Below are 12,718 nucleotides of genomic sequence, written 5' to 3' on the forward strand. Positions count from 1 at the left end.
GTGCCCGCACGAGTGAATCGTGCGGGCACCTTTCGGCACGCCCCATTGACATGCGCATGGGCGGTCGTGAGCCTGTCGTCCGAACGCTTTCGTGGCAGACGACGCCCAGGGGGGCACATGAGGCACCGCGCGAGATCGATCCTCGCCGCAAGCGCACTCGTCTTCGGAACCACACTGGCCGCACTGCCCGTCGCGGCCCAGGCGCAGCCCACCGCGGAGGACGGATCCGCCGCCTCCGACGAGGTGCGGGTCTACGACGCGGACATCACCCGCGAACAGGTCCCGCTGGTCCTCGCCGCCGGCCAGGACGCCCACGAACTCGCCGAACGGGCGCCCGAGCACGGGACCGCCAAGGTCGAGCTGTTCCTGACCGCCGGCCAGGCGAAGGAACTGGCGGCCCGCGGCGTGAGGCCGGTCGAGCGCAGGATCGCCGCCGGCGCGACGGCCCGCGCGAAGGCCGCCGGCGACGGGGTGTTCCGCCCGTACAGCGGCAAGGGCGGCCTCCAGGAGGAGATCCTCCGTACCGCGCAGGAGAACCCGGCGCTCACCAAGGTCGTCTCCATCGGCAAGACCGTCCAGGGCAAGGACATCCTCGCCCTCAAGGTCACCAAGAACGCCAAGCAGGCCAAGGACGGCGGCAAGCCCGCCGTCCTGTACATGTCGAACCAGCACGCCCGCGAGTGGATCACCCCCGAGATGACCCGGCGGCTGATGCACCAGACCCTCGACGGCTACGGCAAGGACGCCCGGATCACCAGGCTGGTCGACAACACCGAGCTGTGGTTCCTGCTCTCCGCCAACCCGGACGGCTACGACCACACCTTCACCGCCGACTCCGCCCGCCTGTGGCGCAAGAATCTGCGCGACAACAACGGCGACGGAAAGATCACGGCCGGCGACGGCGTCGACCTCAACCGCAACTTCCCCTACAAGTGGGGCTACGACAACGAGGGTTCCTCGCCGAACCAGGCGAGCGAGACCTACCGCGGCCCCAAGGCCGGTTCCGAGCCCGAGACCGCGGCGCTCGACCGGTTCGAGAAGCGCATCGGCTTCGAGTACGCCATCAACTACCACTCCGCGTCCGAACTCCTCCTCTACGGAGTCGGCTGGCAGGTGGCCACCCCGACCCCCGACGACGTCGCCTACAAGGCGCTCGCCGGGACCCCCGAGAACCCGGCCGTCCCCGGCTACCACCCACAGCTCTCCTCCGAGCTGTACACCACGAACGGCGAGGCCGACGGACACGCCGCCAACGTCAACGGCGTCATGATGTTCACGCCGGAAATGACCACCTGTCAGACGGCCGCCGCGAGCGACCCGAACGACCGGTGGAAGCCCGAGGACTGCGCCTCCGGATTCAACTTCCCGGACGACGAGAGGCTGATCCAGGCCGAGTTCGCCAAGAACGTCCCCTTCGCGCTCGCCGTCGGCGAGAGCGCCGCGCGCCCCGACCAGCCGGCCTCCTCCGTCGGCCTGAAGGCCGCCGACTTCACCGTGGACCCGTTCACCACGTCCTACGTCGCCCGCGGCGAGGACCAGACGGTCGCCGTCACCGCCCGCAAGGCCCTCAAGGACAAGGAACTCAACTTCCGGATCAACGGCGGCCGCACCCACGGCGAGGGACTCAAGGCCTGGAAGGGCGGCGAGACCTACGGCGGCGAGGACAACAACTGGTTCGACGAGTACCGGGCCAAGGTCGACGGCGCCAGGCCCGGCGACAAGGTCGAGGTCTGGTTCACCGGCCGCGACCGCTCCGGCAAGCGGGTCTCCAGCGAGCACTTCACGTACACCGTGGCCGAGCGGCCCCGGGCGGACGTCCTGGTGATCGCCGAGGAAGGCGCCCCGGCACAGCACGCGCGGACGTACGTCGACGCGCTGCGCGCCAACGGGCGGTCCGCCGCCGTCTGGGACGTCGCCGTCCAGGGCGCCCCGCACCCCCTCGGAGTCCTCTCGCACTTCCGCACGGCCGTCCACTACACGGGAGCCGAGAGCCCCGGCGGTGACACCCAGCTGGCGATCCGCGACTTCCTCAACGAGGGCGGCAAGCTGATCGAGGCCGGCGAACTGGCCGGCGGCAACGCCCAGGTCGGCCCCGCCGTCACCAACGACTTCAGCCAGTACTGGCTCGGCGCCTACGGCCGGGCCGGCGTGAGCGCCCCCACCGGCTTCACCGGAGCCGGCGGCCTCGCCGGGGCCACGGGCGGCCTCGGGGACGCGGCGGGCAACCCGCTGAACGCGCCCGGCTCCTACACCGTCACCTCGGACACCCTGCCGGCCGCGCAGTTCCCGCGGTTCAAGAGCGCCCAGGCGGGCCAGTACGCCGGGGTCGTCAACCCGTACGCCCCCTACGCCGGCGCCGGCATGGCCTCGGCCCTGCACACCGACGACGACTGGAAGCGGCTGACCCGGACCGTGGACCTCACCAAGGTCTCCGCCGCCGACAAGCCGGCCCTGCGCATGGCCCTGAACTGGAACACCGAGGAGGGCTACGACCACGCCGCCCTGGAGGCCCGCACGGCCGGCGGCGAGGACTGGACGACCCTGCCCGAGGCGAACGGCCTGACCAGCGCCGCGGTCCCGACCGAGTGCGAGGGCGGGTTCCTGCTGAACGGCCACCCGTTCCTGCGCCACTACCTGACGCTCGACGCCGGCGGCTGCGCCTCGCAGGGCACCAGCGGGGCCTGGAACAGCTTCACCGGATCCTCCGGCGGCTGGAAGCAGGTCTCCTTCGACCTGAGCGCGTACGCCGGCAAGACCGTCGAGGTCTCGCTGTCCTACGTCACCGACCCGGGATCGGGCGGCCGCGGCGTCTTCGCGGACGAGGCGCGGCTGAACGCGGCCGGAGCCGACCAGGCCGTCGAGGGCTTCGAGACCTCGCTGGGCGCCTGGGGTACCGGGCCCGCACCTGCCGGAAGTCCCGACGTTCCGGGCGATTGGTCCCGGTCCGGGGAGCTGTTCAAGTCGTACGCGGCGGTGACTACGCGTGACACCGTTCTGGTCGGTTTCGGCCTGGAACACCTGCCGACCGCGAAGGACCGAGCCGTACTCGTCGGTAAGGCGCTCCGTTCACTGAACCACTGAGCCGCACCCCTCCCGACGCTCACCGTGAGTGACGGGGGCGAAGGTCCCGGAGGTCCCGCGCCGGCGCTTGCGGTGCCGGACCTCCCTGGCGGACAAGGGTGTGTCAGTCCCCGGCCGATGTCACTCCGAAGCTCACGGAGAGGTAGGGTCGTAAGCGGTCGGGGACATCCCATACAGCTCGCCGGCGGACAGGCCGGCGCACCAACGAGGAGATCGGTTCGTGACGATCCGCGTAGGCATCAACGGTTTTGGCCGAATTGGCCGCAACTACTTCCGTGCGCTCCTGGAGCAGGGAGCGGACATCGAGATCGTCGGTGTCAACGACCTGACTGACAATTCCACCCTGGTGCACCTGCTCAAGTACGACACCATCCTGGGCCGCCTCAAGCACGAGGTCTCCCACACCGCCGACACCATCACGGTGGGCGGCAACACCTTCAAGACCTTCGCCGAGCGCGACCCCGCGAACCTCCCCTGGGGTGAGCTGGGTGCCGACATCGTCATCGAGTCGACCGGCATCTTCACGAAGAAGGCCGACGCCGCCAAGCACATCGCGGCCGGCGCGAAGAAGGTCCTCATCTCGGCTCCGGCCAAGGACGAGGACATCACGATCGTGATGGGCGTCAACCAGGACAAGTACGACGCGGCCAACCACCACGTCATCTCCAACGCCTCCTGCACCACCAACTGTGTGGCGCCGATGGCCAAGGTTCTCCTGGAGAACTTCGGCATCGTCAAGGGCATGATGACGACGGTCCACGCGTACACGAACGACCAGCGCATCCTGGACTTCCCGCACTCGGACCTGCGTCGTGCCCGCGCCGCCGCCGAGAACATCATCCCGACCACCACCGGTGCCGCCAAGGCCACCGCGCTGGTCATCCCGGAGCTGGCGGGCAAGCTCGACGGCATCGCGATGCGCGTCCCGGTCCCCACCGGTTCCGTGACCGACCTGGTCATCGAGCTGGAGCGCGAGGTCACCAAGGACGAGGTCAACGCCGCGTTCCAGAAGGCCTCCGAGGGTCAGCTCAAGGGCATCCTGGACTACACCGAGGACGCGATCGTCTCCTCCGACATCGTGAACTGGCCGTACTCCTGCACCTTCGACTCCTCCCTGACCATGGTCCAGGGCAAGCAGGTCAAGGTCATCGGCTGGTACGACAACGAGTGGGGCTACTCCAACCGCCTCGTCGACCTGACCGTGTTCGTCGGCGAGCGGCTCTAAGGGTCACCAAGGTTTCAGGGCAAGGCACCACGATGTAGGCACAGGGCTCGGGCAGCGCGATGAAGCGCTGTGCGGGCCCTGTGGCTTGCCTCGTCCCTCTCGCCCCGCACGGGCACAAGGCCCTGCGTGGGGAAAAGGAGCAGAAAGACACATGAAGACGATCGACGAACTTCTCGCCGAGGGCGTCTCCGGCAAGCGGGTCTTCGTCCGGGCCGACCTCAACGTGCCGCTGGCCGAAGGCAAGATCACCGACGACGGCCGCATCCGCGCCGTCCAGCCGACCATCGCGAAGCTCGCCGAAGCCGGCGCCCGCGTGGTCGTGGCCTCGCACCTGGGCCGTCCCAAGGGCGCCCCGGACCCGGCCTTCTCGCTGGCCCCCGCCGCGGTCCGCCTCGGCGAACTGCTCGGCAAGAACGTCGCGTTCGCCACGGACACCGTCGGCGCCTCCGCCAAGGAGACCGTCGCGGCGCTCGCCGACGGCGAGGTCGCCCTCATCGAGAACCTGCGCTTCAACGCCGGCGAGACCTCGAAGGACGACGCCGAGCGCGGCGCCTTCGCGGACCAGCTCGCCGAGCTCGCCGACGTCTACGTCGGCGACGGCTTCGGCGCCGTGCACCGCAAGCACGCTTCGGTCTTCGACCTCCCCGCGCGCCTGCCGCACGCGGTCGGCTACCTCATCGCCGCCGAGATCGACGTCCTGAAGAAGCTGACCGCCGAGGTCAAGCGCCCGTACGTGGTCATCCTCGGCGGCGCCAAGGTCTCCGACAAGCTCGCCGTCATCGACGAGCTGCTCGGCAAGGCCGACCGCCTCCTCATCGGCGGCGGCATGGCCTACACCTTCCTCCACGCCAAGGGCCACGAGGTCGGCATCTCCCTGCTCCAGAAGGACCAGGTGGACGTCGTCAAGGAGTACATGGAGCGCGCCGAGGCCAACGGCGTCGAGCTGGTCCTCCCCGTCGACATCCTCGCCTCCACGGACTTCCCCGACCTCAAGGGCAAGACCCCCGCGGAGTTCATCACCGTCGACGCGGACAAGATCCCCGCCGACAAGGAGGGTCTGGACATCGGTCCCAAGACCCGCGAGCTGTACGCGTCGAAGATCGCCGACGCGGAGACCGTCTTCTGGAACGGTCCCGTGGGCGTCTTCGAGCACCCCGACTACGCCGGCGGCACCCGCGCGATCGCGCAGGCCCTCGTCGACAGCGACGCGTTCACCGTGGTCGGCGGCGGGGACTCCGCCGCCGCCGTGCGTACGCTCGGCTTCGACGAGAACGCTTTCGGCCACATCTCGACCGGTGGCGGCGCCTCCCTCGAATACCTCGAGGGCAAGACGCTCCCCGGCATCGCCGCACTGGAGGTCTGAACCAAAGTGACTTCGCGTACCCCGCTGATGGCGGGCAACTGGAAGATGAACCTCAACCACCTCGAGGCCATCGCGCACGTCCAGAAGCTCGCGTTCGCCCTGGCCGACAAGGACTACGACGCCGTCGAGGTCGCGGTGCTGCCGCCCTTCGTCGACCTGCGTTCGGTCCAGACCCTGGTCGACGGCGACAAGCTGAAGATCAAGTACGGCGCCCAGGACATCTCGGCGCACGACTCCGGTGCCTACACCGGCGAGATCTCCGGCCCCATGCTGTCGAAACTGAAGTGCGCGTTCGTGGCCGTCGGCCACAGCGAGCGCCGCCAGTACCACGGCGAGAACGACGAGATCTGCAACGCCAAGGTCAAGGCCGCCTTCAAGCACGGGATCACCCCGATCCTCTGCGTCGGCGAGGGCCTGGACGTCCGCAAGGCCGGCGAGCAGGTCCCGCACACGCTGGCCCAGGTCGACGGCGGACTGAAGGACGTACCGGCCGAGCAGGTCGAGTCCATCGTCATCGCGTACGAGCCCGTGTGGGCCATCGGCACCGGTGAGGTCGCCACCCCCGAGGACGCGCAGGAGGTCTGCGGGGCGATCCGCGGACGCCTCGCCGAGCTGTACTCCCAGGAGCTGGCCGACAAGGTCCGCATCCAGTACGGCGGCTCGGTGAAGTCCGGCAACATCGCCGCGATCATGGCGCAGCCCGATGTCGACGGCGCGCTCATCGGCGGCGCCGCGCTGGACGTGGACGAGTTCGTCAAGATCGTCCGGTTCCGCGACCAGTGACCGGTGTGACCATCGCAGCGAGTATGCGGTAGGGCGGATCCGTCGTACCCTTGCGGGGGCCAGGAGGCTGAACCACCAGCCACTGGCCCCCGCGCACATCCCGGAAAAGCCAGAAAGTAGGAATCAGCCGTGATTATGGGGTTCTCGATCGCCCTGATCGTCTTCAGCGCCCTGCTGATGCTGCTCGTGCTGATGCACAAGGGCAAGGGCGGCGGCCTTTCCGACATGTTCGGCGGCGGCATGCAGTCGTCGGTCGGCGGTTCCTCGGTCGCCGAGCGCAACCTGGACCGCATCACCGTCGTGATCGGTCTGCTCTGGTTCGCCTGCATCGTGACGCTCGGTCTGATGATGAAGTCGACCAGCTGACCGTTCCGGCCATTCCGGCGGTCCGGCGGGCTCTCCCCGGCCTATCATGGGCCTTTGCGGGGGCGGTCCTTCCAGTTCCTGGACGGTCGCCCGGTCTTCCGTGACTCGGGCGCCCGCGGCAGCGGACCTCCCCTCGCACTCCGCGGCACCATCACGCAGGGAGTTACGACCGTGGCAAGTGGCAACGCGATCCGTGGCAGTCGGGTCGGAGCGGGGCCGATGGGCGAGGCCGAGCGCGGTGAGTCCGCGCCCCGCCTGCGCATCTCCTTCTGGTGCTCGAACGGGCACGAGACACAGCCCAGCTTCGCCAGTGACGCGCAGGTGCCGGACACCTGGGACTGCCCGCGCTGCGGGTTCCCGGCCGGCCAGGACCGGGACAACCCGCCGGCTCCGCCGCGCACCGAACCGTACAAGACGCACCTGGCGTACGTGCGGGAGCGGCGCACCGATGCCGACGGCGAGGCGATCCTCGCCGAAGCCCTCGCCAAGTTGCGCGGCGAGATCTGAACCGTTCGAACCTCGGCCTCCGGCCGGTTCGCACTCAAGAGTGACTTGGGGCCCGGCCCCGCGGAGGACACGAACCCGCGGGCCGGGCCCCTTTGTGCGTGTTGGCCCCCTTCACATCCCTTAGGTTGGGGCGTGGCGGGGCACGACAGGACGGAAGAAGTGGGTTGATGTCCGAGATGAACGCAGACACCCGTACGAGGCTGAACCGGACACCCGAGTGGCTCGCACTCGGCAAGCACCGGGAAGAGCTGGGGCAGACGCATCTGCGGGAGCTGTTCGAGGCGGATCCGGGCAGGGGCACCGGCTACACGCTGCGGGTCGGCGATCTGCACATCGACTACTCGAAGCACCTCGTGACGGACGAGACGCTCGCGCTGCTGCGCGCACTGGCCTCGGCGACCGGTGTGGCCGAGCTGCGCGACGCGATGTTCCGCGGCGAGAAGATCAACACGACGGAGGACAGGGCGGTCCTGCACACCGCCCTGCGCGCCCCGAGGGACGCGGTGATCGAGGTGGACGGCGAGAACGTCGTCCCCGACGTGCACACCGTCCTCGACAAGATGGCCGCGTTCTCCGACCAGGTCCGGTCGGGCAAGTGGACCGGCTTCACCGGCAAGCGCATCAAGAACGTCGTCAACATCGGCATCGGCGGCTCCGACCTGGGCCCGGCGATGGCGTACGAGGCGCTGCGCGCCTTCGCCGACCGCGGGCTGACGCTGCGTTTCGTCTCCAACGTGGACGGCGCCGACCTGCACGAGGCGGTACGGGACTTCGACCCGGCGGAGACGCTGTTCATCATCGCGTCGAAGACCTTCACCACGATCGAGACCATCACCAACGCCACCTCGGCGCGGGACTGGCTGCTCGCGGGGCTGGGCGGTGACCAGAGCGCCGTGGCACGGCACTTCGTGGCGCTGTCCACCAACGCCGAGAAGGTCACCGGGTTCGGCATCGACCCGGCCAACATGTTCGAGTTCTGGGACTGGGTCGGCGGGCGCTACTCCTTCGACTCCGCGATCGGCCTCTCGCTGATGATCGCGATCGGCCCGGACGCCTTCCGGGAGATGCTGGACGGCTTCGCGGCCATGGACCGGCACTTCCGGACCGCGCCGCCGGAGGAGAACGCGCCGCTGCTGATGGGCTTGTTGGGGGTCTGGTATGGCGGGTTCTTCGACGCTCAGTCGCACGCGGTGCTGCCGTACAGCCACTACCTGTCGCGGTTCACGGCCTACCTCCAGCAGCTGGACATGGAGTCCAACGGCAAGTCGGTGGACCGGGACGGCAACCCGGTGGACTGGCAGACCGGACCGGTGGTGTGGGGCACGCCCGGCACGAACGGGCAGCACGCCTACTACCAGTTGATCCACCAGGGAACGAAGCTGATCCCGGCGGACTTCATCGGCTTCGCCAGGCCGGTGGCGGAACTCTCCGCGCCGCTGAAGGCCCAACACGACCTGCTGATGGCGAACTTCTTCGCGCAGACGCAGGCCCTGGCCTTCGGCAAGACCGCCCAGGAGGTCCGGGCGGAGGGCGTCGACGAGGCGCTGGTCGCCCACAAGACGTTCGCGGGCAACCACCCCACGACGACGATCCTCGCGACCGAGCTGACGCCCGGCGTACTGGGGCAGCTGATCGCCCTGTACGAGCACAAGGTGTTCGTCCAGGGCGCGGTGTGGAACATCGACTCCTTCGACCAGTGGGGAGTCGAACTCGGCAAGGTGCTCGCCAAGCGGGTGGAGCCGGCGCTGACCGAAGGGGCGGACGTGGAGGGCTTCGACGCCTCGACGCGGGCCCTCGTCGCGACGTACCGCTCGCTGCGCGGCCGGTCCTGATCCGGGGCGGGGGTGGGGGGGGGGGGGGGGGGGGGGGGGGGGGGGGGGCGGGCCGCCCCCCCCCCCCCCCCCCCCCACCCCCGCCGTTCGGACGCGGAAGGTCAGGCCGAGGCCGGCGGGTACATGTCCGACGGCAGCTTGGCGGCCGCCGCGCGGTCGAGGAGCCACAGGGTGCGGCTGCGCCCGTAGGCCGCCGCCGCCGGGGCCTGGACGTCGCCCGCGCCGCCGAGCGCGAGCGCCACCGCGCCCGCCTTGTCCTCGCCCGCCGCCAGCAGCCAGACCTCGCGGGCCGCCCGGATCGCCGGAAGGGTCAGCGAGACCCGGGTCGGCGGCGGCTTCGGGGCGCCGTGCACACCGACCACCGTGCGCTCGGTCTCGCGGGACGCCGGATGCTCCGGGAACAGCGACGCCACGTGGGTGTCCGGGCCGACGCCCAGCATCAGCACGTCGAAGCGGGGGACCGGGCCGTGGTCCTCCGGACCCGCCGCCTTGGCAAGTTCCGCCGCGTAGGCCGCGGCGGCGGCGTCGACGTCCGCCCCGTACGGGCCGTCCGAGGCCGGCATGACGTGGACGCGCGCCGGATCGACCGGCACCGCGTCCAGGAGCGCCTCGCGGGCCTGGACGTGATTGCGCTCGGGGTCGTCGGCGGGGACGTACCGCTCGTCGCCCCACCACAGGTCCAGCCGCGACCAGTCGATCGCGTCCCGGGCCGGAGCGGCCGCCAGCGCCGCGAGCAGACCGTTGCCGTTGCGGCCACCGGTCAGCACCACCGAGGCGCTGCCGCGTGCCGCCTGCGCATCCACGATCTTCGTGATGAGCCGGGCCGCCGCGGCCTGGGCCATCAGCTCCTTGTCCCGGTGGACGACGACCTGGGGAGTCGTCATACCCATGTGCGTGCCGCCTTCTTGCTCGTTGCTGCGGGGAAATGGCTCGGCCGCCGGTCGGACCCCCTCGCGGGCGTCCGACCGGCGGCCGTGGTGCGTCACTGCTTGGCCGAGGCCTTCTTGGCCGGGGCCTTGCCCGCCGGCTTCGCGGGCGCCTCGGCCTTGGCCGCAGGGTCCTGCGCCTTGCCGGCGGAAGCCTCCGACGAGTCGGCCGGGGCCTTCTTCGCGTCCAGCCGGTCCACGCCGAACTTCAGCGAGGCCTCGTACGTGTTGTCCGGGTCCAGCCGGCGCAGTTCCTCCGCCAGCAGCTCGGCCGTGTCACGACGCTTGAGCGCCACCGCGCGGTCGGGCTGACCCGGCATGCACAGCGTGGCCAGCGCCCCGTCCGCCCGGTCCAGGACGATCACGCCGTCCGTGGTCTCCAGCCGGACGGCCGTGAGGCCGGGGCCGCCGGAGTGGGTGCGCTTGACCGGTACGCCCAGACGGTCCGCCAGCCACATGGCCAGCAGCTCGCAGCTCGGGTTGTCGTCCTCGCCCTCGACGGTCGCCGAGAGGACGGAGACGCGACTCTGCTGGTCGAGCGCCGCGGCCAGCATCGAACGCCACGGGGTGATCCGGGTCCAGGACAGGTCCGTGTCACCCGGCGCGTAAGCCTTGGCCCGGCTGCCGAGCGCGGCGATCGGGCTCTCGGAGGCGTACGTGTCCGTGATCCGGCGCTGTCCCAGCGAGCCCAGGGGGTCGCCCGCCAGGTCCGCCGGAGCGCCCTCCGGCCACCAGACCACCACGGGGGCGTCGGGCAGCAGGAGCGGGAGAACCACCGACTGGGCGTGGTTGACCAGTTCGCCGTGCATGCGGAGCACGACCGTCTCGCCGGAGCCGGCGTCCGCCCCGACCCGGATCTCCGCGTCGAGACGGGCGTCGCGGCGACTGCGCGGCGAGCGGCTGATCCGCTTGACCACGACGATGATCCGCGAGGGGTGCTCGTGGGATGCGTCGTTCGCCGACTTGAGCGCGTCGTACGCGTTCTCCTCGTCGGTCACGATCACCAGCGTGAGGACCATGCCGATGGCCGGCGTGCCGATGTCCCGGCGTGCCTGCACCAACGCGGCGTTGATCTTGCTGGAGGTGGTCTCCGTAAGGTCGATCTTCATGGCCGGCGCCAGCTCCGTCCGTCTCGTGCGAGCATCTCGTCCGCCTCGACCGGTCCCCAGGTGCCCGCCGGGTACTGCGCGGGCTTGCCGTGCTTGTCCCAGTACTGCTCGATCGGGTCGAGGATGTTCCAGGAGAGCTCGACCTCCTGGTGACGCGGGAAGAGGTTCGCGTCACCCAGCAGGACGTCGAGGATCAGCCGCTCGTAGGCCTCGGGGCTGGACTCCGTGAAGGACTCGCCGTAGGCGAAGTCCATCGTGACGTCCCGCACCTCCATGGAGGTGCCGGGCACCTTGGAGCCGAAGCGGACCGTCACGCCCTCGTCCGGCTGGACCCGGATGACCAAGGCGTTCTGCCCCAGCTCCTCGGTCGCGCCCGACTCGAACGGGAGGTACGGGGCCCGCTTGAAGACCACCGCGATCTCGGTCACCCGACGGCCCAGGCGCTTGCCGGTCCGCAGGTAGAACGGGACGCCCGCCCAGCGACGGTTGTTGATCTCCAGACGGATGGCCGCGTAGGTGTCGGTCTTCGACTTGGGGTCGATGCCGTCCTCTTCGAGGTACCCGACGACCTTCTCGCCGCCCTGCCAGGCCGCCGAGTACTGGCCGCGCACGGTGTGCTTGCCCAGGTCCTCGGGCAGCTCCACGGCGGTCAGCACCTTGAGCTTCTCCGCCACCAGCGCCTTCGGGTGGAAGGAGCCGGGCTCCTCCATCGCGGTGAGCGCGAGCAGCTGGAGCAGGTGGTTCTGGATCACGTCACGGGCGGCGCCGATGCCGTCGTAGTACCCGGCCCGGCCGCCGATGCCGATGTCCTCCGCCATGGTGATCTGCACGTGGTCGACGTACGACCGGTTCCAGATCGGCTCGAACATGGTGTTGGCGAAGCGGAGCGCCAGGATGTTCTGGACGGTCTCCTTGCCGAGGTAGTGGTCGATCCGGAAGACCTCGTCACGGGGGAAGACCTCGTGGACGACCTTGTTGAGCTCTTCCGCGCTCTTCAGGTCGTGGCCGAAGGGCTTCTCGATGACGGCGCGCCGCCACGAGCCTTCCTTCTGCGCCAGACCGTGGTCCTTGAGCTGCTGGACCACCTTGGGGAAGAACTTCGGCGGAACCGAGAGGTAGAAGGCGAAGTTTCCGCCGGTGCCCTGGGCCTTGTCGAGTTCCTCGATCGTGGCCTTCAGCGTCTCGAAGGCCGCGTCGTCGTCGAAGTCGCCCTGGACGAAGCGGCAGCCCTGGACGAGCTGTTGCCACACCTCCTCACGGAAGGGGGTGCGCGAGTGCTCCTTGACCGCGTCGTGCACCTCCTGGGCGAAGTCCTCGTCCTGCCACTCGCGCCGGGCGAACCCGATGAGCGAGAAGCCCGGCGGGAGCAGGCCGCGGTTGGCGAGGTCGTAGACGGCAGGCATCAGCTTCTTGCGCGACAGGTCACCCGTAACGCCGAAAATGACCAGGCCGGACGGCCCCGCGATGCGCGGGAGCCGCCGGTCCTGTGCGTCACGAAGCGGGTTCGCTCCGTTCACAGACAAAGT

Annotated in this window: 10 protein-coding genes; 7 read left to right on the forward strand and 3 right to left on the reverse strand. The window is 69.9% G+C overall.

All coding sequences use genetic code 11. The features are described 5' to 3' along the window. Positions 1-117 precede the first annotated feature (117 nt). The 7 genes from OTB19_RS04035 to pgi all read left to right on the forward strand — a co-directional run bounded on the left by OTB19_RS04035 (position 118) and on the right by pgi (position 9,157). Positions 118-3,081, forward strand: coding sequence for a M14 family metallopeptidase (locus OTB19_RS04035; protein ID WP_267796526.1), 2,964 nt, complete (start codon positions 118-120; stop codon positions 3,079-3,081). Between the two features lie 220 nt (positions 3,082-3,301). Then, positions 3,302-4,306 (forward strand): type I glyceraldehyde-3-phosphate dehydrogenase, encoded by a 1,005-nt coding sequence (gene gap, locus OTB19_RS04040; RefSeq protein WP_267796527.1) that lies wholly within the window; start codon positions 3,302-3,304, stop codon positions 4,304-4,306. Positions 4,307-4,457: 151 nt separating this feature from the next. After that, entirely contained in the window at positions 4,458-5,669 is a 1,212-nt protein-coding gene (locus OTB19_RS04045; RefSeq protein WP_267796528.1) for a phosphoglycerate kinase, read from the forward strand. A 6-nt stretch (positions 5,670-5,675) separates the two neighbouring features. Beyond that, on the forward strand, positions 5,676-6,452 hold the full coding sequence (gene tpiA / locus OTB19_RS04050; RefSeq protein WP_053681606.1) for a triose-phosphate isomerase: 777 nt from the start codon (positions 5,676-5,678) through the stop codon (positions 6,450-6,452). A 135-nt stretch (positions 6,453-6,587) separates the two neighbouring features. Continuing rightward, positions 6,588-6,818 carry a preprotein translocase subunit SecG gene (gene secG, locus OTB19_RS04055; protein WP_267796636.1) on the forward strand — a complete coding sequence of 77 codons (231 nt, stop codon included), beginning with the start codon at positions 6,588-6,590 and terminating at the stop codon, positions 6,816-6,818. Positions 6,819-6,989: 171 nt separating this feature from the next. After that, positions 6,990-7,325 (forward strand): RNA polymerase-binding protein RbpA, encoded by a 336-nt coding sequence (locus OTB19_RS04060; RefSeq protein ID WP_007263454.1) that lies wholly within the window; start codon positions 6,990-6,992, stop codon positions 7,323-7,325. A gap of 176 nt (positions 7,326-7,501) precedes the next feature. After that, on the forward strand, positions 7,502-9,157 hold the full coding sequence (pgi, locus tag OTB19_RS04065) for a glucose-6-phosphate isomerase (protein ID WP_267796637.1): 1,656 nt from the start codon (positions 7,502-7,504) through the stop codon (positions 9,155-9,157). Positions 9,158-9,258: 101 nt separating this feature from the next. Here the strand turns inward: pgi and pgl are convergent, their stop codons facing one another. The 3 genes from pgl to zwf all read right to left on the reverse strand — a co-directional run bounded on the left by pgl (position 9,259) and on the right by zwf (position 12,715). Further along, entirely contained in the window at positions 9,259-10,041 is a 783-nt protein-coding gene (gene pgl / locus OTB19_RS04070; protein ID WP_267796529.1) for a 6-phosphogluconolactonase, read from the reverse strand. Between the two features lie 98 nt (positions 10,042-10,139). Further along, on the reverse strand, positions 10,140-11,192 hold the full coding sequence (opcA, locus tag OTB19_RS04075) for a glucose-6-phosphate dehydrogenase assembly protein OpcA (RefSeq protein ID WP_267796531.1): 1,053 nt from the start codon (positions 11,190-11,192) through the stop codon (positions 10,140-10,142). Further along, positions 11,189-12,715 (reverse strand): glucose-6-phosphate dehydrogenase, encoded by a 1,527-nt coding sequence (zwf, locus tag OTB19_RS04080; RefSeq protein WP_371591348.1) that lies wholly within the window; start codon positions 12,713-12,715, stop codon positions 11,189-11,191. Before zwf ends, opcA begins: the two co-directional genes overlap by 4 nt. Between the last annotated feature and the right edge of the window lie 3 nt (positions 12,716-12,718).

The sequence above is a fragment of the Streptomyces sp. H27-H5 genome, assembly GCF_026627505.1.
In the GTDB taxonomy this organism is placed as follows: Bacteria; Actinomycetota; Actinomycetes; order Streptomycetales; family Streptomycetaceae; genus Streptomyces.

What these genes read in the sequence shown, in the direction of transcription:
- OTB19_RS04045 (WP_267796528.1), top strand. Translation starts at nt 4,458, where the DNA reads ATGAAGACGATCGACGAACTTCTCGCCGAGGGCGTCTCCGGCAAGCGG.
- opcA (WP_267796531.1), bottom strand. Translation starts at nt 11,192, where the DNA reads ATGAAGATCGACCTTACGGAGACCACCTCCAGCAAGATCAACGCCGCG.
- pgl (WP_267796529.1), bottom strand. Translation starts at nt 10,041, where the DNA reads ATGACGACTCCCCAGGTCGTCGTCCACCGGGACAAGGAGCTGATGGCC.
- secG (WP_267796636.1), top strand. Translation starts at nt 6,588, where the DNA reads ATGGGGTTCTCGATCGCCCTGATCGTCTTCAGCGCCCTGCTGATGCTG.
- pgi (WP_267796637.1), top strand. Translation starts at nt 7,502, where the DNA reads ATGAACGCAGACACCCGTACGAGGCTGAACCGGACACCCGAGTGGCTC.
- OTB19_RS04035 (WP_267796526.1), top strand. Translation starts at nt 118, where the DNA reads ATGAGGCACCGCGCGAGATCGATCCTCGCCGCAAGCGCACTCGTCTTC.